Here is a 21647-nt window from a genome sequence, read left to right as displayed (position 1 = left end):
TGAAACCTTGCTTCACCGGGCCGGTTGTCTGCACGCTCACTTCTCGCTTTGCTGTCTTGACCTTCACGAACAAGAACATCCTCATTGTCGGGGCTTCCTCCGGCATTGGCCTGGCTACGGCCCGCCTGCTGGCAGCCCAGGGCGCCATGCTGTTTACCGCTTCGCGCCATTTATCACCCGAGCTGGCCGCGCTGGGTACCACGCACGTCGAATTCGACGCCACCCAGCCCACAGCGGCCGCCCTTGACGGCCTGCCGGAAGCGCTGCATGGGGTGATGTACTGCCCCGGCAGCATCAAGCTGCGGCCCTTCGAGCGCATTCCGCTGGAGGACTTTCAGGCCGACTTCAACCTGAACGTGCTGGGTGCCGTGCGCGTGCTGCAGGCCCTGATGAAGCGCCTGAAAAAGGCCGAGGGCGCCTCAGTGGTGTTGTTCAGCACGGTAGCGGCCGGCACGGGCATGAGCTTCCACGCCAGCATAGCCACGGCCAAGGCCGCCGTGGAAGGACTTACGCGGGCCCTGGCGGCTGAGTACGCGGCCAGCAACATCCGCGTAAACTGCCTGGCGCCTTCGCTCACCGATACGCCCCTAGCCGCCGCCTTGCTCAGCACGCCCGAAAAGGCCGAAGCCGGGGCCAAACGCCACCCCCTGCAACGCATCGGGCAGCCCGACGACCTGGCCCAGATGGCCGCCCTGCTCCTCTCCGATGCCGGCTCCTTCATCACCGGGCAGGTGCTGGCCGTGGATGGCGGCATGGGACGGCTGAAGTAAGGTTTTTAGTTGTCAGTTGTTCGTTGTCAGTTGTCAGTTGTCAGTATCGTCTTAAAAGCAATTGTCAGAACAACCTGACAACTGACAACTGACAACTGACATCTATAGAACTATGAGAATCTGCCTTTTCTGGCACCGGCGTGACCTGCGCATTCATGACAACGCCGGCCTGGCGGCGGCCTTGGCCAGTGGCTTGCCGGTGCTGCCGCTGTTCATCTACGACGCCGATATTCTGACCCAGCTGCCCGAGCGGGCTGATGCGCGGTTCACCTTTATCTACGACCAGGTAGAGCGGCTGGCGGCCGAAACGGCGGCAGCCGGCGGCACTTTCCTGGCCCGCTACGGCCGGCCGTCAGAGGTGCTGGCCCAGTTGGCTCAGGAATTTGACCTCGCTGCCGTGTACACCAACGAGGACTATGAGCCCTACGCCCGGCAGCGCGACGCCGAGGTGGAGGCCCTGCTGCGGACGCGCGGCATCGCCTTTTACCGGTACAAAGACCAGGTCATCTTCGCCAAAGGGGAAATAATGACCAAGTCGGGCACCGTGCCCAAGGTGTTTGGTGCGTACCACAAAGCTTATCAGGGCCGGCTGACCGATGAGCAGCTGCACCCCTACCCTTCCGCCGTCGCTATTACCGCCGGAAACCTGGCCCGGCTGCCGTCGGCGCCGGCCGGTGCCCGCCCCACGCTGCTAGACCTGGGCTTCGAGCGCCGCGAGCAGTACGTACCCACCAACGAGCTGCCCCCGGCCGACGTGGTGCGCAGCTACCACCGTACCCGCGACACGCCGGCCAACACCAAGGGCACGGCCCGCATCTCGGTGCAGCTGCGCTTTGGCACGCTGAGCGTGCGCGAGGTGCTTAGTCAGGCCCGGGAGTTAAACCCCAAGCTCATGGCCGAAATCATCTGGCGCGACTTCTTCATGATGCTGCTCTGGCACTTCCCCAACACTGCCAGCGAAGCCTACGACCCCAGGATGCGGGACATTCCCTACCGCAACAACGAAGACGAGTTCCGGGCCTGGTGCGAGGGCCGCACCGGCTACCCGCTGGTAGATGCCGGCATGCGCGAGCTCAACGCCACCGGCTACCTGCCCAACCGCGTGCGCATGACCGTAGCCGGCTTTCTGGTCAAGCACCTGTTCATTGACTGGCGCTGGGGCGAGCGGTATTTTGCCGACAAGCTGCTCGACTACGAGCAGGCCAGCAACGTGGGCAACTGGCAGTGGATGGCCGGCACCGGCGCCGTAGCCGCGCCCTGGTTCCGGGTGTACAGCCCCCAGAGCCAGCTGGCGCAGGTAGACCCGCAGCAGGAATACGTGAAGCGCTGGGTGCCAGAGGTGGGCACCCCGGCTTATCCGGCGCCCATCGTGGAGCATTCGCTTGGGCGCGAGCGGGCTGTGGAGGCTATTAGGGCCGCCCGGATGCAGAGTTAAAAGTGGAGAGTTAAAAGTTAAAAGGCCGTTCTGGTTTTTAACTTTTAACTCTTCACTTTTAACTACCAACAGGGGAACCTATGCCCTACGCCGCGGTTGTACTACCATGGAAAAAGACCGCATCAAACAGGCTTACCTTGATTTTGTGCGCAGCGAAGGCCGCCCGCCGGCCTCGGTGTACAAGCTCACCCAGCAGCTGCAGCTGGAGGAGGCAGAGTTCTACCGTCACTACGCCAACTTTGAGGCCATCGACCGGGAAATCTGGGCCGACTTCGGGCGCCAGGCGCTGGATACGGCCCGGCTGGAGCCGGTGTGGGCCGGCTACAGCAGCCGGGAGCGGCTACTGGCCTTCTACTTCACCCTGCTGGAAGTGCTCAAGCAAAACCGCAGCTACGCCCTGATGAGCCTGCACCGCTCGCTCAAGTCCGTGCCTGGCCTCACCCCGCGGGTACTCGACGACTTCCGCCAGGACTTTGAGGCCTTTGTGAGCGGCTTGCTGCGGGAAGGCCGCGCCAGCGGCGAAATCGCCAGCCGCCCCCTGGTGCAGGACAGCTACCCCCGCCTGTTCTGGCAGCAGGCCCTGTTTGTGCTGGGCTACTTCGCCAAAGACGACACCGTCAACTTCGAGCGCACCGATGCTGCCGTGGAAAAGGCCGTGACGCTGAGCTTCGACCTGGTGGGCCCCAACACCCTGGACTCGGCCGTGGATTTCGTGCGCTTTCTTATTCAATGAACAATTGGCAAGGAGCAATGAACAATGTTGTTCTGGATGCTCCTTGCCAATTGTTCATTGCTCATTGCTAATTAACTAAATGGACGAATCCCAATCCTCGCTGCCCACCTCCAAGGTGGCCCGCGCCGCCCGCTTTGCCAAAACCGGCCTGAGCGTGGGGGCCAACTACGTGAAGCACTACGCCAGGCGGGCCGTGGGCGCCGAAGCCAGCACCGACGACCTGCACGCCGCCAACGCAGCCGAGCTTTACGGCACCCTGAGCGAGATGAAAGGCTCGGTGCTGAAGGTAGCCCAGATGCTGGCCATGGAGAAAAACCTGCTGCCGGCGGCCTACGCCGAGCAGTTTGCCCGCGCCCAGTACCAGACGCCGCCGCTGTCGGGCCCGCTGGTGGTGAAGGCTTTTCGGGACGCTTTCGGCAAGTCGCCCTTTGAAGTGTTCGACAGCTTTGAAGCCGAGGCCCGGCAGGCCGCCAGCATCGGGCAGGTGCACTTTGCCCGCAAAGACGGCCGCGACCTGGCCGTGAAGGTGCAGTACCCCGGCGTGGCCAGCAGCATCAAGTCCGACATCGGCATGGTGAAGCCCATTGCCCTGCGCATCGTGGGCATGAGCGAAGCCCAGGTGCAGCCCTACCTCGACGAGGTAGAAACCCGACTGCTCGAAGAAACCGACTACGCCCTGGAGCTGCGCCGCGGCCAGGAAATTGCTCAGCAGTGCCAGCACCTGCCCCATCTGGAGTTTGCCGCTTACTACCCCGCGCTTTCTTCGGCCCGCATCCTGACCATGGACTGGCTGCCCGGCCAGCACCTCAAGGAGTTTCTGGCCAGCAGCCCGGGCCAGGACGTGCGCAACCAGCTGGGCCAGGCCCTGTGGGACTTCTACCAGTTTCAGCTCAACACCCTGCGGCAGGTGCACGCCGACCCCCACCCCGGCAACTTCCTGCTGCGGGCCGAGCACGGCGGTACCGTGGCCGTGCTCGACTTTGGCTGCGTGAAGCAGGTACCGGAAGACGTGTACGCGCTATTTACGGACCTGCTCGCCCCCGCAACCTATGCCGACCCGCAGCGCCTGACCGCGCTGCTCACCCAGGCCGACGTGCTGCGGCCCACCGACCCCGAGCCCCTGCGGGCGCTCTACCTGCGCACCCTGCAAACCTCGCTGGAGCTGGTGGGCCGCCCCTTCCGCCAGCCGGTGTTCGACTTTGGCGACCCGGCTTTTATGCAGGACCTGTACCAGCTCGGCGACAACCTCATGCAGGACCCCGAGCTGCGCCGGCAGCGCGAGCCGCGCGGCTCCCAGCACTTCATCTACCTCAACCGCACCTACGTAGGGCTGTTTGCCCTGCTCACGGAGCTGAAGGCAGTGGTGCGAACCCAGTAGGCGGCCTGCTTACACGTTAGGTAAAAGTTGAGAGTAAAAGTTAAAGCCCTTACCGTTTTTAACTTTTAGAGCGTATCCCAAGTTGCTGTAAGGTTTTTCCAGACCGGCTCCCCCTCTCCCTTTCGGAAATGCGAATTAAGCATTTTGTGGGGGCGGGGGGTGAGGCGGACCCTAGAACTAAGACGACACTCACACTTAGGAGTGGCTTTTAACTCTCAACTTTTAACTACTTTTTCGGAGCATGAACCTACAGGCAGAGCTAGTTCGGGAGCATTCCGCCCGGCAAACCCGGCGGCTGACTACCTACGCCTGCTCCCACCCGCGCTGCCTGGCGGAGCTGCTGAAGGTGTTCTGGTACGGCACGCCCCGCGAACGGCAGCTGGCAGCCGATGTGCTGGGCCAGGTGGGCGAGAAACGGCCCAGGTGGCTGGTACCCCACCTGGCGGGCTTGCTGGCCGCCGTACACGCCGGGGCCGAGCATCACCCGGCCGTGCGCCGCGGTGTAGCCCGGGCCCTGCAGTTTGTGCCAGTGCCCGCCGACTGGCAGGCCCGGGCTTTCGATACCTGCCTTGAATTGCTGGCAGCACCAGCCGAGCCAGTGGCTACGCGAACTTATGCGCTGACGGCCGCCGCCCGCCTGGCCCTGCCCCACCCCGAGCTGGTAGCGGAGTTGCTGGAAGTGGTCGACCTGGCCTTGCGCACCACCAGCTCGGCGGCGCTGCGCAGCCGGGCCGCCCGGGAAATTCCGAAGCTTCGGGCGGTTTTGCGGGAAGATTTGCCGAATTAGCTGTTGGTGCTGCTCATCCGCTTCAACTTATTCAACTTTCATGAAAAAGCTTTTTCTTTTCTGCGCAGCGCTGTTTGGCGCTTCACTAACGGGCTCGGCCCAGCAGGTTGCCAGCTGCTGCGCGCGCCCGGCAGCCACCGAGGTGTTTGCCATGCTGGCTTCCAACAAAGACTTTTCCGGCGGCCACGAGGCGCCGCTGCCCTATGAATACCTGGGCGAAGGCAGCATGATAGAATTCAAAACCCCGGATGGCAAGAGCGGCCGGGGCTTCGAAATCAAGAGCGCCAAGCCCTCTAACAAGTACCTATTTGTGATACACGAATGGTGGGGCCTGAACGACTACATCAAGAAGGAAGCAGCTAGCTACGCCGCCGATTTACCCGGCGTTAACATCATTGCCCTCGACCTCTACGACGGGCAGCTGGCCACCACGGCCGACGAGGCCGGTAAGCTCATGCAGGCCGTGAATACGGAGCGGGCCCAGGCCATTATCAAGGGCGCCCAGGCCTACGCCGGGCCCAAGGCGCAGTTTGCCTCGGTAGGCTGGTGCTTCGGCGGTGGCTGGAGCCTGCAGGCCGCCCTGCTCGGCGGCAAGCAGACGGTGGGCTGCGTGATGTATTACGGCATGCCGGAAAAGGACGTAAACCGGCTCAAGACCCTCAACAGCGACGTGCTGGGCATTTTCGCCTCCCAGGAGAAATGGATAAGCCCCGAGGTGGTGGCGCAATTCCAGAAGGACATGGCCGCCGCCGGCAAGAAGCTCACCGTGCGCAGCTACGATGCCGACCATGCCTTTGCCAACCCTTCCAACCCCAAGTACAACAAGGAGTTTGCGGCCGACGCCCACAAGCTGGCCGTGAAATACCTGCGTGACCGGTTCAAGCTTAAATCCTAGCCTTTCCGCTGGCATACTGCCAAAAAGCCTTCCGCTACCGGAAGGCTTTTTTGTTGCTAATCACCTCAAAATGCGCTTACTTACCTGCTCAACCCTTTCCTTAGCCATGGCCGCCTTACCCGCTCTGCTGTCTGAATACGGCGAAAGCCACCAAAACCCCACCAACAAGCTGGTGCACTGGGTATGCGTGCCGCTCATTATGTTTTCGCTCATTGGCCTGCTCTGGAGCTTACCTTTTCCGGCCTCGCTGCGGGCCCTCAGCCCCTGGCTAAACTGGGGTACTGTGGTAATGGCCCTGGCCCTGCTGTATTACCTGCGCCTGTCGCCGAGCCTGGCGCTGGGCATGGTGCTGGTATGGGCCGCCATGGCCGGCGCGCTGCGGCTGGTAGAGCGCACCGTGGGGATGCCGCTCTGGGCGGTGTGCCTCCTCGTTTTCGTGCTGGCCTGGATTGGGCAGTTCTGGGGCCATAAGGTGGAAGGCAAAAAGCCCAGCTTTCTGAAGGATGTTCAGTTCCTGCTTATTGGCCCGCTTTGGCTGCTGCACTTTGTGTACCGCAGCCTGGGCTGGCGGTATTAACTGCTGTTTTAAGCACTATCTGCTTTGCTTGCAACAAGTATCCCGCTTTATGCCCTTGTTGCTTACGCTCTAGCTGGGAGGTATTTCCGCATAGGGAAGCAGCCTTTGCTCCGGAAGCCCGGTCAGTCATCAAACATTATCAGGGGCTAGCCCTTTAAAACAAGTACAGTTTTTGCTCCAACGGGGCCGGTCCTTGCCGCTTGTTTTAGGGTCTGCCTTTTCCTTTCACACTTTACCGCCTGCTTATGTCCATTTTTACTTTTCGCAGTAGCTGCTTGTTAACGGCTATTGTTGGCCTGCTCTTCAACATAAGCTTGCTTAGGGCGCAGGCTCAGCAGCCCCGGCTGACCGACCCCTCGGTGCTCGACCCTACGTACAACGCCCGCAAGCAGCAGCTGGCGCAACCTCTTAGCCCTCCCCCGGCAGCTACTATTCGCCGGGGCATACAGCCGCCCGGCACCCCGCTGCCCGAGTGCTTCGAGCCCCTGGACAAAACTACGTTTACGGCCTTGCCCCGCAACGACGACGGCTTTTTTGGTCCCATCAACCTGGGCTTCCAGTTCTTTCTTTTTGGCACGCCTTACACCCAGGTGTACATCAACACCAACGGCAACATCACCTTTAACGCCGGCCTGGAGCAGTACAACGCTGCAGGCTTTCCTATCTCGACCCCTATGCTGGCGCCTTTTTGGGCCGACGTAGACACGCGCACTCCCAGCACTGGCACGCGGGGCCAGGTCTGGTACCGGCTCTACAACGACCGGCTCGTAGTTACCTGGGACAGCGTGGGGTATTTCAGCAACCAAATCGATAAGAAAAACAACTTCCAGCTCACCATCTACGCCAATGCCGGCGGCACCCTGACCCAGGACGTGGTGTTTGCCTACGGTGACATGCAGTGGACCACCGGCAGTGCCTCCGGGGGCGCGGGCGGCTTCGGGGGCACGCCCGCCACGGCTGGCATCAACGAAGGCGGCACCGGCGGGCGCTTTACCCAGATTGGACGCTTCAACCTGGACGGCTACACCTACAACGACAACACGTCCAACAGCGGCATCGATTACCTGGACTACAAATGCTTTGGCTTCCGGGTGTACGATGCCGGCAACCAGCCCCCGGCCGTGGCCGGCCTGCCGTTAAGCGGCGCCATCACCGTCGACCAGGGCCAGACCGTGAACCTGACCCCTCAGTTTACCGGGCCGGAGGCCAACCAAACGGTGACGGTGAACGTGCAAACCAACGGCCTGTGCAATACCACTGCCGCCATCGGGCTGGGTGCCAACCCTACGGTTAACTTTTCTGTAACCGGGGCGCCCTGCAACATTGGCACCCACACCATCACGTTTCAGGCCCAGGACAACGGCACGCCCGTCGCCAACGCCACCTACACCCTCACTGTGGTGGTGAACCCGCCCGTGAACGCCGCCGTGTGGGACGGCGACGTGAGCACCGACTACCTGCTGGCCGCCAACTGGCAGGGCGACGTGCAGCCCCAGCCGGCCGACAGCGTGTTGATTCCGGCCTCGGCCCCGCGCTTCCCGGTACTTGACGGGGCGGCTACCTCCGGCACCTTCCGCATCCGCCCCGGGGCCAGCATGACCATCAGTGCCCTGGGCGTGCTCACCGTAAATGGCGACCTCCGCACAAACGGCATTCTGGATGGCACCGGGGTGCTGGAGCTGAGCGGCACGGCCCGGCAGAACATTGGCGGAACCGCCCTGCTCCGCGTGGGCGAGCTGCAGGTGGGCGCGGCCGGGGCGCTGCAGCTGGGTAGCGTGGCCGTGCGCCGCATTCTGGACCTGACGGGCGCCCTTACCACCAACGGCCAGTCGCTTACCCTGCTCTCCGACGCCAGCACCACGGCCATGGCCATCAACCGCGGCACCGGCCGCGTCATCGGCAACGCCACCGTGCAGCGCTACATCAGCCCCGCCCTCAACAGCGGCCTGGGCTACCGCCACCTGTCGGCGCCCGTGACGGGCGTCACCATGGGCAGCATCGCCAGCGCCGGCTTCACGCCCGTGCTGAACACGGCCTACAATACCCTGGGCAATACGGCGCGTCCCTTCCCCAACATGTTTGGCTACGACCAGGCCCGGGTAACCACCAGCGGCAGCGCGGGCGCCACCGACTTCGACAAAGGGTTCTTTGTGCCGGCAGCCACCACCACGGCCTTTGCCAATGCCAAGGGCTACACCGTCAACATGCTGCCTTCGGCTACGCTGGCCTTTACCGGCGCCTTGCACAACGGCACCTTCAACTCCGGGAACCTGGCCCGCGGCCTGCAAACGCAGTCGGGCTGGCACCTGCTGGGCAACCCCTTCCCGGCGCCCATCGACTGGGATGCGGCCTTTGCCAGCGCCACCGGCCTGGAAAACGCGGTGTATGTGTTTAAGTCGAGCGGGCAGTATGCAGGCTCCTACGAAGCCTACGTCAACGGCATCGGCTCGGCCCGCTTCATCGGCATTGGGCAGGGGTTCTTCGTGCGCACGGCCTTGCCCGGCACCAACGGGCAGCTCAACCTCACCAATGCGGCCCGGGTGACGAGCTACCTCAACCCCACCGTGAACCGCAGCGCCCCCACGGCCGGCGACCGCCGCCCCCAGCTGCGCCTGGAGCTCGTGGCCAGCACCCAGCAGCAGGACGCCGCCTACGTCTACTTTGAAAGCGGCGCCACCCCGGCCTTCGACCGTGCCTACGACGCCGTGAAGCTGCCCGGCGGCAACCAGCTCTACCTGGCCAGCGGCCTTAGCGGCGAAGCCTTCAGCATCAACGGCCTGCCGGCCCTCACCGCTGCCGGCGCCACCGTGCCCCTGCTGACCTACGTGCCCGCCGCCGGCACCTACACCCTGCGCGTGGGCGAGCTGAAAAACTTCGGCACCACCAGCGTGCAGCTCGAAGACCGGCTCACCGGCCGCTGGCAGGACCTGCGTACCCAGCCCAGCCTGAGCTTCCAGGCCAGCCGTCCCGATGCCGCGGCCACCCGCTTCGTGCTGCACATCGGCCAGGCCCGGGCCCTGGCCACCGCCGCCGCTACCCTGCCGGCCGATGCCGTGAGCCTGTGGCCCAACCCGGCCAGCGAAGCCCTGAGCGTAAACGTCAGCGCCCTGCCCGCCGGCAACGAGCAGCTGCAGCTCAGCCTGCTCAACGTGCTGGGCCAGGTGGCGCTGCAGCAGCAGGTGCCCGTGCGCAGCGGCAGTGCATCTGCCACACTTGCGCTGAGCGGCCTGGCGCCAGGCGTGTACACCCTGCGCGGTACCAGCAGCACGCACAGCTTCACCCGCAGCGTAGTGGTGCGGTAATTATTACTCAGCTAATAGCTGTTAGCTTTTTTATTAGCCAAGCCGGTAATTTTTAGCAATAATGGAAAACAATTAGCTGCTTAACATTGGAAGGCATTAGGATTAAAAAGGCCGTTGGGGGTTCCAACGGCCTTTTTATTTAATTACCAAGGTGTTTTAAAGCCGCTGACCTGTACTTTAGCAAGCCTACGCTACTTTTTACACCTGTTTACCAGCGCAGCCGATGAATCTTCCTTATTTCCGCATTACAGCCTGTTTTTTGGGCCTGAGCTTTACAAGCCTAGAGCAGGCTCAATCCCAAAATGCGGGGACGCTGGACCCGGCTTTTGGTAATGCAGGCAAAGTATTTACCTCGTTTGACTTAACCGGTGCCAGTATAGCCAATGCGGCTGTTCTGCAGTCGGATGGCAAAATCATAGTGGGGGGAAGTGGTAGTGCTGGCCTAACCCTGGCCCGCTACAATCCGAATGGCAGCCTGGACTCCAGCTTCGGAACAGGTGGCCTCGTGTATGCCGGCATGGGAAGCAGCCCACCCAGCAACGTATATCCCAATGGCAATAGCGACCCGGCATTTATTGTCAGTATAGTGGTGCAGCCCAGCGACGGCAAAATCCTGGTAGCCGGGAAGCGGGGGTTTGAGTTTATGGTGGCCCGCTACCACCCCAACGGGACGCTAGACCTCAGTTTTGGGACCAATGGTTTATATACCGATGTGTCGGCCCACTCGAGCAACATAAACCGGAAGATTCTGCCTACTAATTATGGCCGTTTGCTGCTGGTAGGTGAAGCCATTGGGTTAACCAACCACTATATCTCCGTGCGCTGCCTGCACCCCAATGGCACGCTCGATACCAGCTATGGGCAAAATGGCTTTGCGTTTGTGTCGCTGCAAACTCCTTGCGATGCCCTGCTCGACCAAGCGGGCAATCTGGTCATTGCCGGGCAGTTTCCTTCCGCATCAAATACCTCACATCATGCCGTAACGCGGCTTCTGCCCAGTGGCCTATTGGATACCAGCTTTGGGCAGAATGGCCGAGTCGTAGAATACCTGACGCCCTACAGTTTTGTCAGGGGCCTGGTGATGCAGGCAGATGGCAAGCTGGTGCTGGTAGGACGAGGCCATACGAGCGGCGGCTGGCTATGGCGATTACTGCCAAATGGGGCACTGGACTTCAGCTTTGGCTACCTGGGCTCAAGTATTATCAGTTTTGGCAACAGTACCGGCGCATTGAATAGCGTGTTGGTCCAGCCCGACGGCAAACTTGTAGCCGTGGGCCTGACCCAAAGCCCCGGGGCATTTTTCATCGCTCGTACCCTGGCCGATGGTAGTCCGGACCCTGGGTTTGGCACGAATGGGCAAACAGTATTTGCAGAAACCGGGGCTGAGGGACTAAACCATGTTCTGCTCCAGCCCGACAGCAAGCTGGTTGCGGTAGGCTACTCCTATGCACAAGCAAATAGCACGGGGCCGGCTCGGTATGCAGTATTCCGCTTTCTTAACCAGTTGGCCAGTGGACTGCCGGTCCAGGCGTTAAACTCACTACCCGATGTGTTTCCCAATCCGGCTGCCGGAATGCTTACGGTGCGCCTCGCTCCTTCCATAAAAGCCAATCAACCTATTAAGCTTACGCTGACCAATCTATTGGGGCAGCAGATAGTAAGCACCGAGGGCAAGACCAGTCCCGCCCAGCAGGACGTGTCAGTCGATGTAAGCTCGGTAAGCACCGGCGTTTATCTTTTGCGCGGTACCACCGGCTCAATCAGCTTCAGCCGAAAAATTACCATTACCCGCTAAGGTGACTTTTATCCGACAAAAAGGCCATTCCCGCGTTGGGAATGGCCTTTTGTTTTGATGGATTTTTTACCAGTTGCGTGGTCAGCCCAGCGCTGCAAGGCCAGGGGGCTCTTATCCAGGTGCAAGCTTTTTCTTAAGCCGCCACCTGCCATTCGCCCACCATGAGCCCGGACAGCTCGCCTACGCTGGCACTGAGCTCTTCCCAGGAAGGTAGCACGAAGTACTGCTCCTGGAAGCGGGTGTCGCGCACGGGCGTGCGCAGCACCGTGGCCAGGTCGAAGGCCAGGCGGGGCGTCTGCTCGCCGATGCAGTGGTGAATTTCGCCGGCTGAGGAAAGCAGGCCGGCGCCGTACAGCTTGGGCTGCTCCTGGTGCAGCACGAGGCCAAACTCGGCGGTGAAGAAGTACAGGGCCCAGAGCTGCCGCCAGGCCGCCGGGTCGCTGGACGAGAGGGGCCGGGCGGCTTGCCCCAGGGCGTGGAGGAAGCTGGCAAAGGCCGAGTCCAGCAGCAGGGGCAAGTGGCCGAACAAGTCGTGAAACAGGTCGGGCTGGGGGCTGAAGTCGAACTCACTCATGGACCGCAGGCGCGTCACTACCGGGAACTTGCGCTCGGCCAAGAGGGCGAAGAACGCGGTGAGCCCTACCTGCCGCTCGCCCGGCACCAGCTGCCAGCCACTGCGGGCAAACACCTCCGCACTTAGGGCATCTATATCGGGAATGGCCTCGCGGCGCAAGCCCAGCGCGGCCAGGCCCTGGGCAAACGCGGGCACGGCCCGGCGGTGCAGCAGGGCGGTCTGGCGGTCGAACAGAACTTTCCAGACCAGCTGGTCCTGGGCGGAGTAGCGGAGGGCGTGGGGCTGCTTAAACATAGCGGTAGGGCGAAAAAAAGCCCGATTTCCTCGCGGAATCGGGCTTTTGCTTGGGATATTATCGAAAGAAAGGCTTCATGCTGCTTGCTTCCGTAACGCCAAATGCGGCCCGATGTCGCTCCCATTGGGGCGAGTCATAAAGGCTAGGCAATTGACGTACTGTTGGCGCATGATGGGGCGAATATCGAAATATTTTCTGAAATGGCAACAGCTGCCGCACATTAAGTTTTTCTGCAGGGTGCTAGAGGTTATTGCGCCACACAGTTGTTAGTCCAGCTCATCAACACTGTTGAGAAAGCAATTATGCCTTCCCAACTCAATACTTTACCAGTGAGCAGTTGGGTTGTGGCTGTGCATGGCTTGGGGCAGCACCCGGCACCATACCTAGCGTAAACTGACGCTTTTGCATGGTGCTTGAGGCTAAGGGTTAGAAGGGTTCCAAAACAACCGGCAGCTTTCGCCTGCGCTACACACCATATAAACTCCGGACGGCATCGTTGCCAATAAAGGCAAATTCAGTGGACCGTTAGCAGGCATGCGGCACTGAGTTATAACTCGTCCAAGCACGTCATACACTTCCACCATCTGGCCCGGGGAAGGCCCATTCACCTTTACTGTGCTCGTCTCACTGGCTGGGTTAGGCCATAGTTCCAGGCCAGGTCGGCGGGAAATGGGAGCCAAAGCCGCCAGTGGGCCGGCCGTCATGCGGGCCAGCACCCCCGTTAGTTGGTTAGGACCCGCGGCGTTCAGAGTAAAATTACCAAGCGTGGCCGAAGATGTATAAAAGGCACTGCTTAAGTGCAGCCGGCTTTGCCGGTCTAGAAATAAAAAAGCACCATACAAGGGCTGTAGCGCCTGGGTATGTCGCCATGCCCCCGTGCCAGCATCCACCTGCGCCAATTCCTGATAGCCTCCCTGCAGAGGAGCGCTGCTCAAAACCCCAGAGGCATACAACCTTCCTTGTAAGTCGGCAGCGACGTGTGTGGTGTATTCACTATAGGGCCCGCCCCTTGAAATGGCCCAATCCCACGTTTGAGTAGCCAAGTTGAAGCGCGCAATGAAGGCGTCAGAGTAAAAATCATTTGTATACAGCGGCGACATCGGATTTGGTGGACGCTGCAGGCTCTGGTTGGGCAGTGTGAAGCTACCGAAGCGGGCAGCCGGCCCTTCGAAACTGCCATAGAAGTACAGATGCCCTTGCCCATCACTGATTCCTCCGCTAGCTCGTAGTTGGTTTTGCTGCACCAGCGGGTCCCCCTGAACAGCCCAATGCCAAGCTCCGGAATCACTACCTTTCGCTACGAATACGTCATAGCTCATGGGGTTAGGCGCGCCGATTAAGCGCCGCGTGAACAGGCGCGTGCTCCCGAAACGGACCGAGTCGGTGAAGTTTCCGGTAAAATACAGCTCGCCCTGCGGGTCCACCTCTAAGGTACCCAGGTAAGGGTTGCCATTGCCCACGTGCCGGGCCCAGAGCCAGGTGCCGGTGGGCGAAAGCTTGGCTAGGTAGGCGTCGCGGTAGATGCTGCCGCCACTGCCCGGTATTGACCGGTTGGGCAAATTAAGCGGCACCCCCGGCCCAAAGCTGTTGACCTGGCTTTCGCTGTTGCCAGCCACATATAAGTCCCCGGCTGGCGTTACTGCCAGCACGTTAATATAATCATCACGCGTGCCGCCCACCCGGCGCACCCAACTCCACTGCCCCGTACTGCCGCTGAGTTTGGCCACAAAGCCCTCAGCCATGTTGGTGCTGGAATTATAAACGATGACGCCAGGCCTTAAGCGGAAGCTAAAAGCCCTAAATCCCCCGCTCACGTATACGTCGCCTGCTGCATCTACAGCCAGCGCTGTGGCGTAGCCATCTTGGTTGTCATCGGTCTGCGTGGCCCAGAGGTAGTTGCCTTGGGCGTCGAGCTTGGCCACAAACAGACCCACAACATTGGGCGAAACCGACAGAATGGTACTGCCCAGTAGTACCGAGCCGCCGAACCGCCCAATGACGTATTGGTTGCCTTGCCCATCGAAAACCATGCGACCAGGGCCATAGGAGTTGTTATCATTAGGCCCACTGGCGCAGGTCATGGCCCGGTCAAAAGTCAGGGCTTGCGCGCTGGCGCTGGCAAGTGAAAGCAGCACAGCTGCTACAGCCATCATGGGCCGCAACAGGAATTTCCAGAGTATTTTCATGGCCTTAGCGGGCTGAGCGTTCCAGCACCTGTACCCGCTGCTGCAAGGCCTCGTTGGCTTTCTGCAACGCAATCAGGTAGAGCGTCAGCTCTTCTACCTTGCGCAGCAGCGTGGCATCCATGCTGGCCAGCTCGATTCCCTCAGCGGCTACTTCGGCGGCGGAGGGCACCTGGGGCAGGTGCTGGTGGGTTTGGATGTAGCGCTCTACCTCGGGCAGGGGCGTCAGCTCGTAGGCCGGTGCAAAGACGTAGTCAGGCCAGGCAACTCCCAGCTGCATGACATGCACCGCCTCGCGGGCTCCAATCTTGCCGCCTACGGCCAGCGTAAGGTTATTAATGCCGAGCCGGGTGGCACAGGGCGGGGTGCAGGGCACGTTGCCGATGCTCACGCGGCCATCGGGCGCAAACGCCACATCGCCATTTTTATAAAACCGGGTCGACATCCCGGCATAGTTCCCGTTGGGCGCCAGCACCAGTTGCCCAGCGTTGGCGTCGTTGGTCTGGTCGGAGCGGAAGGCCGAAACAATCCAGGCGTTGGGGCCATCTGCGTTGTTTAAAAACTGAATACTCCTGTACACTGTAATATCTCCGGTGGGAGGGGAAGCGCCGTTGGTGGTAGCAGCCGTGCCTACCGTTAGATTTCCCCCAATACTGGTATTGCCGGTGATAGTCTGGTCGCCTATGATTGGCGGATTTGGCTGACCCATTGCCGCTGGCGCTTTCAGCAGGGCCGTAAGCATGAGCAGGCTAAAGTAAAGTAAAGTAAAGTAAAGCGTGGTCTCATAAACGTGGCGATTGGTTAGGTGAAAAAAATGGGGACAACCATTGCGGCGGCTACGACCAGCGCAAGTGGCTCAATGTAGCATTTTTTACTTTAAATCAACCACTTCCGCCATTCTTTTTTCTTGACGGACCAAGTGCGTGTTTGGATATTGCCAAAACGCCATCCAGGACGTCATGCTTATCTGGCGTCCGCTTGCCGAAGCATCTCTACCGCTTCGTTGAACGGCCCATGCGAAGCGGTAGAGATGCTTAGCCTTCGCTCAGCATGACGTGCTTTTTTTGTGCAGCATGTGTAGCATAACAGACACCTAATTGGCTTAGGCGTTTAGTGGTGCCACGACCAAAAAGTCGTGGCACCACGCCGGTTACTCCTACTCCAGCTCCCCGCGCAGAGCAAACACCCGGCGCAGGTTGCGAATCAGGCGGCCCGACTCTTCAAAGTCCAGGGTTTGCTGCCCGTCGGAGGCGGCGGTTTCGGGGGTTTCGTGGGTTTCGTACACGATGCCGTCGGCACCGGCCAGCACGGCGGCCAGGGCCACGGCCGGCACGTGCTCGCGCAGGCCAATGCCGTGCGAGGGGTCCACGATAACCGGCAGGTGGCTTTTCTCCTTCAGAATGGGCACTGCGTTCAGGTCCAGGGTGTTGCGGCTGGCCGTTTCGAAGGTCCGGATGCCCCGCTCGCAGAGCATAAGCTTTTCGTTGCCGCCCGAAAACACGTACTCGGCCGAGGACAGCAGCTCCTCGATGGTGCCCGAGATGCCCCGCTTGATGAGCACGGGCTTGTCGACGCCGCCCAGGGCGTCGAGCAGGTTGAAGTTCTGGGTGTTGCGGGCGCCCACCTGGAACACGTCCACGTAGTCGTGCATCTCCTCTACCTGCGACACCTGCATGACTTCGGTCACGATTTTAATGCCCCGGGCCCGGGCCAGCTGGTGAAACTGCTTCAGCCCCTCCATGCCCAGGCCTCGGAAGGAGTAGGGCGAAGAGCGGGGCTTGAACACCCCGCCGCGCATCAGGCGCACGCCGTGGGCCAGCAGGTGGTCCATCACCTTTTCCATCTGCGCCTCGCTCTCGATGCTGCAGGGCCCGGCGCAGATGGCCAGCTCCCCCTCCCCGATGCGGACGCCGTCGCCCAGGTCCAGCACCGTGGGGCGCACCCGCCACTTTCGGCTCACCAGCTTGTAGTCGTCGGATACGTGGTGCACGTCGCGCACCCCCGGCAGCTGGCCGATGCCGCGGATGTCGATTTCCTTTTTGCCAATGGCCACCAGGTAGCGGGCGTGCTGGGTGTTGACTTCGGTGGTCTTGTAGCCCTGCTGGCGCAGGTGTTCCACGATGGTGGGAACCGGGGCGTTCTGTTCTAGCTGAATTATCACGGGGAAGAAAAATGAAGATGGAGAGCGGCAGGCCGCCGCTATGCTTTGATGGACCGCACGAAGCGCGCAGCCGCGGCCGGCGCATCGTCGGTATCCTGTAAGGCCTGAATCAGGGCCGAGCCGATGATGGCGCCGTCGGCATAGCGGCAGGCTTGCTCATAGGCGGCCTTGCTGGCGATGCCAAACCCGATGAGGCGGGGGTTGCGCAGGCTCAGGGCGGCGATGCGCTCGAAGTAGGCCTGCTGGGCCTGGGTGTCGGTAGGCGTGGTGCCCCCCGTGGTGCCGGGGCCCGACACGAGGTAGAGAAAGGCATCCGTCAGGCCATCGAGCCGGCGAATACGGGCCTCCGAGGTTTGCGGGGTGATGAGAAACACCGGCCGGATGCCGTGCTGCTCAAACAGCGGCTGGTACAGCTCCTGGTACTCGTCCAGGGGCAGGTCGGGCAGAATCAATCCATCCACGCCCACCGCGGCCGCCTGGGCCAGGAACTTCTCCATGCCGAACTGCATCACCGGGTTGAGGTAGCCCATGAGCAGCACCGGCACTTCGGGCAGGGCAGCCCGCAGCCCCTGCAGCTGCTCGAACAGCACGGGCAGGCTCATGCCATTCTGCAAAGCCACCGTGCTGCTGCCCTGAATCACCGGCCCATCGGCCAGCGGGTCGGAAAACGGCATGCCGATTTCGAGGATGTCGGCGCCCGCCTCCGTAATTGCTTTGGCCAGCGGCAGGGTATCGTGCAGCGAAGGGTAGCCGGCGGTGAAGTAGATATTGAGCAGGTTTTGCTTGCTCTGAAAGGCTTGTTGTATTCGATTCATGGCTGGTTTAACCGCAGAGGGCGCAGAGGGTACGCAGAAGGTTCGCGGAAGAGCTTCTGCGGTTCTTCCGCGCAGCCTCAGCGTCTTCTGCGGTGAAAAAAATCAAAGCAGTTTATCCAGGTTATTCAGATAAGTTTCCAAATCCTTGTCGCCGCGCCCGGACAAATTCACCACCACTACCTCTTCGGGCCCGGCGCCCAGCTGCCCCAGCGCCGCCAGGGCGTGGGCCGTTTCCAGGGCGGGGATGATGCCTTCCAGCCGGCTCAGCTCGCTTACCGCGGTCAGGGCCTCGTCGTCGGTGATGGACACGAAGCGGGCCCGGCCGGAAGCGCCTAGGTGGGCGTGCAGCGGCCCGATGCCGGGATAGTCCAGCCCCGCGCTCAGCGAGTAAGGCTCGGTAATCTGCCCGTGCTCGTCCTGCATCAGCAGGGTGCGGCTGCCGTGGATGATGCCCGGCCGCCCCAGCACCGAAGTAGCGGCCGAGTGGCCGGAATCGAGGCCGCGGCCGGCGGCTTCCACGGCCACCAGCTGCACGCTGGGCTCGTCGAGAAAGTGGTAGAAGGCACCCGCGGCGTTGGAGCCGCCGCCCACGCAGGCCACCACGTAAGCGGGCAGCTCAGAACCCGTCTGGGCCAGCAGCTGCCGGCGCATCTCCTCGCTGATGACGCTCTGCAGCCGGGCCACCAGGTCGGGGTACGGGTGCGGGCCCACTACCGAGCCGATGATGTAGTGGGTGTCGACGGGGTTGGCAATCCAGTCGCGGATGGCCTCGTTGGTGGCGTCCTTCAGGGTCTGGCTGCCGCTGCGGGCGGAGCGCACTTCGGCCCCGAGCAGGCGCATGCGGGCCACGTTGGGCCGCTGCCGCTCCATGTCCACGGCGCCCATGTACACCACGCAGGGCAGGCCCATGAGGGCACACACCGTAGCCGTAGCCACGCCGTGCTGCCCGGCCCCGGTTTCGGCAATGATGCGCTTCTTGCCCAGGCGCTTGGCCAGCAGAATCTGGCCCACGGTGTTGTTGATTTTATGGGCGCCGGTGTGGCACAGGTCCTCGCGCTTGAGGAAGACGCGCGTGCCGTAGCGGGCCGACAGGCGGCGGGCCTCCAGCAGCGGCGTGGGCCGCCCCACGTAGTCGCGCAGCAGCTGCTGAAACTCGGCCTGAAAGTCGGCGTCGGCTAAAATGTCCAGGTAGCGCTGCTGCAGCTCTTCCACGTTGGGATACAGCATCTCGGGCACGAAGGCCCCGCCAAACTCGCCGTAGTAGCCGCGGGGCGTAGGGGATTGAAAGGATGTGCTCATAAGGAAGGCCGCAGTACGGCAAAGAAGTTCTGTAGTAGTTCGGGGCTTTTCAGGCCGGGGCTGGTTTCAAAGCGGCTGTTCAGGTCGAGTCCTACCAACCCAGGCAGCCGCAGGCGCTGCAGCTGCTCGGCGTGTTCGGGGGCTAGGCCGCCGGCCAGGAAGTAGGGCACGCCCAGGGAGTAGCCGCGCAGCAGCTCCCAGTCGAACACCTGCCCATTTCCGCCGGGCTGCCGGCCCTGGGTGTCAAAGAGAAAGTAGTCGCACACCCCGGCGTAGGGGCGCAGCTTTTCCTGGTCCAGCTCCTCCCCTATTGAGAAGGCTTTGATTACCAGCAGCCCCGCCGCCCGCAGCTCGGCGCACTGGGCCGGGGTTTCCTGCCCGTGCAGCTGCACGGCGTGCAGGCCGAAGGAGTGGGCCGTGGCCAGCACGCTGGCGGTGCTCTCGTTTACAAACACCCCCACCGGGCGGATGTTCGCCGGCAGGGCCCGCACGGCCGTGGTGCGCAGCCGCCCCCCGGCGTAGCGCGCCGAGGCCGGGTGGAAGATGAAGCCCACGAAATCGGGGCGCAGCCCAGCCACGGCCAGCAGGTTTTCCTCCTCACAGAGGCCGCATACTTTCAGCAGGAAGGGTGACTTGGGCATGGCTGGCTGTCAGGCAAGGCTGTGACTGGGGTTAGGCAGCCGCTGGCTCAGCTCCTGCACCAGGGCGGCGCAGGCCCGCTCGGGCCGGGCGTGCTTCATAAAGGCTTCGCCCAGCAGAAAGCCGCGGTAGCCCGCTTCCCGCAGCTGCGCGATGGTGGCGGCGCTGGAGATGCCGCTTTCCGACACCTTCACAAACTCCGCCGGAATGGCTTCGGCCAGGGCCAGGGAGGTATCGATGCTGAGGCTGAAATCCTGCAGGTTGCGGTTGTTTACTCCAATCAGACTTACGGCCTCTGTATCGGCGCTGCGGGCCAGCTCGTCGGCGTCGTGCACTTCCAGCAGCACCTCCAGGCCCAGGCTCAAGGCCAGGCGCCCCAGGCGGCTAACTTCGGCCGGGCTGAGCACGGCGGCAATCAGCAGTACAGCGTCGGCCCCAATGCTCTTGGCTTCGAGCACCTGGTATTCGTCCACCACGAAATCTTTGCGCAGGATGGGGCAGAAATTGTAGCGGCGAGCCGTGGTCAGGTCCTCGTTGCGGCCGCCGAAAAATTCGGTATCGGTGAGTACCGACAGCGCTGCCGCCCCGGCCTGCATGTAGCCCAGGGTGCTGCGCTCTACCGGGGCGTACTGGTTTATCCAGCCCCGGGAGGGCGACTTGCGCTTGAACTCGGCAATGATGCCGCTGCTGCCCTCGCGCAGCAAGTACTTCCGCAGCGACAAGGGCTGCGCCGTGAAGTACAGGCTGCTTTCCAGCAGCTTTACCGGCACCAGCTCGCGGCGGGCCGCCACTTCCTGGCGTTTGTGGGCAATGATGGTTTCGAGGATGGTAGGCATTGGTTGGTATTAGGTAGTAAGTAGTAGGTAGTCGGTATTAGGTAGAAAGCCGGAATTAGTAAGCTCCCGCAGCAAGCCGGCAGTCGGGCGCATCGGGGTTTGGAATCTGGTCAGGAAGGACGAATCGGCCATCCTTAATCCCTTATCCCTTATCCCTAAAATCCCTCCAGCATTAGGCGGAAAGAGCGAAGGGCGGCACCAGAGTCCAGCGACTCGCGGCTTTGCGCCAGGGCTTCGTCCCAGCCCAGGCCGGGGCGGGCGCACTGCAGGGCCAGGGCGGCGTTGGCGGTCACCACGTCGCGCTGGGCCCGGCTGCCCTCACCGTCCAGCACCTGCTTAAAGAGCTTTGCCGCGGCCTCCACCGTGCTGCCGCCGGCCAGGTCGGCGGGCGTGCAGGCCGCCAGGCCCAGGCTTTGCGGGGTATGCAGCTGCTCGCCGGCCTGCCCCGATACTACTTTGGCCGGGCCCGTCAGGGCCAGCTCATCGTAGCCGTCGAGGGCATGAACTACGGCGTAGCGCAGGCCCGTGGATTGCATCAGGTAGTGGTAGAGGCGCTGCAGCTCCAGGCTGAACACGCCCAGCAGCTGGGCTTGTGGCCGGGCCGGGTTTACCAGCGGCCCCAGGATGTTGAAGAAGGTGCGCAGGCCCAGCTCCCGGCGCACGGGCCCGGCGTGGCGCATGGCCGGGTGAAAGGCCGGCGCGTGCAGAAAGCAGACGTTGGCCCGCTCCAGCTGCCGCCGCAGCTCATCCGACGAGGCCTCAAAGCGGTAGCCGAAATGCGCCAGCACATTAGACGAGCCGCAGACCGACGACACGCCGAAGTTGCCGTGCTTGGCCACTTTCACGCCCGTGCCCGCCACCACGAAGCTGGCCAGGGTAGAGATGTTGAGGGTATCCTTGCCGTCGCCGCCGGTGCCCACGATGTCGAGCAGCTCGCTGGTACCCAGCTCGGGGTCGCGGCACAGGTCGAGCAGGGCTTGCCGGAAGCCGGCCAGCTCGGCCACCGTGATGGGCCGCATGCGGTACACGGTCAGAAAAGCCGCGGTTTCGGCCGGGTTGGCGCCGCCTTCGCCCAGCTGCCGCAGGGCAGCATGCGCCTCGGCGTGCGTCAGGGGCTGGTGGTCGAACAGCTGGTTGAGAATGTGCTTCATTAGTTGTTAGTTTTTCGTTGTC

At 62.2% G+C, this 21647-nt stretch carries 18 protein-coding genes; 9 read left to right on the top strand and 9 right to left on the bottom strand.

The genetic code is table 11. The annotated features are described in order from the left end of the window. Positions 1-56 precede the first annotated feature (56 nt). The 9 genes from ABD919_RS09410 to ABD919_RS09370 all read left to right on the top strand — a co-directional run bounded on the left by ABD919_RS09410 (position 57) and on the right by ABD919_RS09370 (position 11672). Positions 57-770: an SDR family NAD(P)-dependent oxidoreductase gene (locus ABD919_RS09410; RefSeq protein ID WP_345235745.1), complete on the top strand. Its 714-nt coding sequence runs from the start codon at positions 57-59 to the stop codon at positions 768-770. A gap of 112 nt (positions 771-882) precedes the next feature. Then, positions 883-2205 carry a cryptochrome/photolyase family protein gene (locus tag ABD919_RS09405; RefSeq protein ID WP_345235744.1) on the top strand — a complete coding sequence of 441 codons (1323 nt, stop codon included), beginning with the start codon at positions 883-885 and terminating at the stop codon, positions 2203-2205. Between the two features lie 106 nt (positions 2206-2311). Beyond that, complete coding sequence (locus ABD919_RS09400) at positions 2312-2938, top strand: TetR/AcrR family transcriptional regulator (protein ID WP_345235743.1); 627 nt, start codon at positions 2312-2314, stop codon at positions 2936-2938. A 79-nt stretch (positions 2939-3017) separates the two neighbouring features. Next, a complete protein-coding gene (locus ABD919_RS09395) occupies positions 3018-4316 on the top strand; it encodes an ABC1 kinase family protein (RefSeq protein WP_345235742.1) in 1299 nt (432 codons plus the stop codon). A 241-nt stretch (positions 4317-4557) separates the two neighbouring features. Then, on the top strand, positions 4558-5103 hold the full coding sequence (locus ABD919_RS09390; RefSeq protein WP_345235741.1) for a hypothetical protein: 546 nt from the start codon (positions 4558-4560) through the stop codon (positions 5101-5103). A 40-nt stretch (positions 5104-5143) separates the two neighbouring features. Further along, positions 5144-5998: a dienelactone hydrolase family protein gene (locus tag ABD919_RS09385; RefSeq protein ID WP_345235740.1), complete on the top strand. Its 855-nt coding sequence runs from the start codon at positions 5144-5146 to the stop codon at positions 5996-5998. Positions 5999-6104: 106 nt separating this feature from the next. After that, on the top strand, positions 6105-6575 hold the full coding sequence (locus ABD919_RS09380) for an Mpo1 family 2-hydroxy fatty acid dioxygenase (protein ID WP_345235739.1): 471 nt from the start codon (positions 6105-6107) through the stop codon (positions 6573-6575). Positions 6576-6820: 245 nt separating this feature from the next. Then, positions 6821-9877: a nidogen-like domain-containing protein gene (locus ABD919_RS09375; protein ID WP_345235738.1), complete on the top strand. Its 3057-nt coding sequence runs from the start codon at positions 6821-6823 to the stop codon at positions 9875-9877. Between the two features lie 223 nt (positions 9878-10100). Further along, a complete protein-coding gene (locus ABD919_RS09370; RefSeq protein ID WP_345235737.1) occupies positions 10101-11672 on the top strand; it encodes a T9SS type A sorting domain-containing protein in 1572 nt (523 codons plus the stop codon). 133 nt (positions 11673-11805) lie between these two features. On the opposite strand, the gene ABD919_RS09365 is transcribed toward ABD919_RS09370, so the two are convergent. The 9 genes from ABD919_RS09365 to trpD form a co-directional block, all read right to left on the bottom strand. Beyond that, a complete protein-coding gene (locus ABD919_RS09365) occupies positions 11806-12540 on the bottom strand; it encodes a phenylalanine-4-hydroxylase (RefSeq protein ID WP_345235736.1) in 735 nt (244 codons plus the stop codon). 420 nt (positions 12541-12960) lie between these two features. Continuing rightward, on the bottom strand, positions 12961-14727 hold the full coding sequence (locus tag ABD919_RS09360; protein WP_345235735.1) for a T9SS type A sorting domain-containing protein: 1767 nt from the start codon (positions 14725-14727) through the stop codon (positions 12961-12963). Positions 14728-14731: 4 nt separating this feature from the next. Further along, positions 14732-15466 carry a hypothetical protein gene (locus ABD919_RS09355; RefSeq protein ID WP_345235734.1) on the bottom strand — a complete coding sequence of 245 codons (735 nt, stop codon included), beginning with the start codon at positions 15464-15466 and terminating at the stop codon, positions 14732-14734. A gap of 414 nt (positions 15467-15880) precedes the next feature. Further along, positions 15881-16885: a 3-deoxy-7-phosphoheptulonate synthase gene (gene aroF, locus ABD919_RS09350; protein ID WP_345235733.1), complete on the bottom strand. Its 1005-nt coding sequence runs from the start codon at positions 16883-16885 to the stop codon at positions 15881-15883. A gap of 38 nt (positions 16886-16923) precedes the next feature. After that, positions 16924-17700 carry a tryptophan synthase subunit alpha gene (gene trpA, locus ABD919_RS09345; RefSeq protein ID WP_345235732.1) on the bottom strand — a complete coding sequence of 259 codons (777 nt, stop codon included), beginning with the start codon at positions 17698-17700 and terminating at the stop codon, positions 16924-16926. Positions 17701-17802: 102 nt separating this feature from the next. Beyond that, positions 17803-18999 (bottom strand): tryptophan synthase subunit beta, encoded by a 1197-nt coding sequence (trpB, locus tag ABD919_RS09340; protein ID WP_345235731.1) that lies wholly within the window; start codon positions 18997-18999, stop codon positions 17803-17805. Further along, positions 18996-19640, bottom strand: a complete 645-nt coding sequence (locus tag ABD919_RS09335; protein ID WP_345235730.1) for a phosphoribosylanthranilate isomerase — start codon at positions 19638-19640, stop codon at positions 18996-18998. The genes trpB and ABD919_RS09335 overlap by 4 nt, the downstream gene beginning before the upstream one ends. Positions 19641-19649: 9 nt before the next feature. Continuing rightward, positions 19650-20474, bottom strand: coding sequence for an indole-3-glycerol phosphate synthase TrpC (gene trpC / locus ABD919_RS09330; RefSeq protein ID WP_345235729.1), 825 nt, complete (start codon positions 20472-20474; stop codon positions 19650-19652). A gap of 155 nt (positions 20475-20629) precedes the next feature. Beyond that, positions 20630-21625, bottom strand: a complete 996-nt coding sequence (gene trpD / locus ABD919_RS09325; protein WP_345235728.1) for an anthranilate phosphoribosyltransferase — start codon at positions 21623-21625, stop codon at positions 20630-20632. Between the last annotated feature and the right edge of the window lie 22 nt (positions 21626-21647).

Origin of the sequence: Hymenobacter saemangeumensis (assembly GCF_039541835.1) — a bacterium.
GTDB lineage: Bacteria > Bacteroidota > Bacteroidia > Cytophagales > Hymenobacteraceae > Hymenobacter > Hymenobacter saemangeumensis.
The sequence above is the reverse complement of the archived record's forward strand: the minus strand, read 5'-3'. Positions and strand labels throughout refer to the sequence as shown.

Excerpts from the sequence above, each read along its gene's own strand:
- ABD919_RS09405 (WP_345235744.1), top strand. The coding sequence starts at position 883 with ATGAGAATCTGCCTTTTCTGGCACCGGCGTGACCTGCGCATTCATGAC.
- ABD919_RS09400 (WP_345235743.1), top strand. The coding sequence starts at position 2,312 with ATGGAAAAAGACCGCATCAAACAGGCTTACCTTGATTTTGTGCGCAGC.
- ABD919_RS09395 (WP_345235742.1), top strand. The coding sequence starts at position 3,018 with ATGGACGAATCCCAATCCTCGCTGCCCACCTCCAAGGTGGCCCGCGCC.
- ABD919_RS09390 (WP_345235741.1), top strand. The coding sequence starts at position 4,558 with ATGAACCTACAGGCAGAGCTAGTTCGGGAGCATTCCGCCCGGCAAACC.
- ABD919_RS09385 (WP_345235740.1), top strand. The coding sequence starts at position 5,144 with ATGAAAAAGCTTTTTCTTTTCTGCGCAGCGCTGTTTGGCGCTTCACTA.
- ABD919_RS09380 (WP_345235739.1), top strand. The coding sequence starts at position 6,105 with ATGGCCGCCTTACCCGCTCTGCTGTCTGAATACGGCGAAAGCCACCAA.
- ABD919_RS09375 (WP_345235738.1), top strand. The coding sequence starts at position 6,821 with ATGTCCATTTTTACTTTTCGCAGTAGCTGCTTGTTAACGGCTATTGTT.
- ABD919_RS09370 (WP_345235737.1), top strand. The coding sequence starts at position 10,101 with ATGAATCTTCCTTATTTCCGCATTACAGCCTGTTTTTTGGGCCTGAGC.
- ABD919_RS09365 (WP_345235736.1), bottom strand. The coding sequence starts at position 12,540 with ATGTTTAAGCAGCCCCACGCCCTCCGCTACTCCGCCCAGGACCAGCTG.
- ABD919_RS09360 (WP_345235735.1), bottom strand. The coding sequence starts at position 14,727 with ATGAAAATACTCTGGAAATTCCTGTTGCGGCCCATGATGGCTGTAGCA.
- ABD919_RS09355 (WP_345235734.1), bottom strand. The coding sequence starts at position 15,466 with ATGCTTACGGCCCTGCTGAAAGCGCCAGCGGCAATGGGTCAGCCAAAT.
- trpA (WP_345235732.1), bottom strand. The coding sequence starts at position 17,700 with ATGAATCGAATACAACAAGCCTTTCAGAGCAAGCAAAACCTGCTCAAT.
- trpB (WP_345235731.1), bottom strand. The coding sequence starts at position 18,999 with ATGAGCACATCCTTTCAATCCCCTACGCCCCGCGGCTACTACGGCGAG.
- ABD919_RS09335 (WP_345235730.1), bottom strand. The coding sequence starts at position 19,640 with ATGCCCAAGTCACCCTTCCTGCTGAAAGTATGCGGCCTCTGTGAGGAG.
- trpC (WP_345235729.1), bottom strand. The coding sequence starts at position 20,474 with ATGCCTACCATCCTCGAAACCATCATTGCCCACAAACGCCAGGAAGTG.
- trpD (WP_345235728.1), bottom strand. The coding sequence starts at position 21,625 with ATGAAGCACATTCTCAACCAGCTGTTCGACCACCAGCCCCTGACGCAC.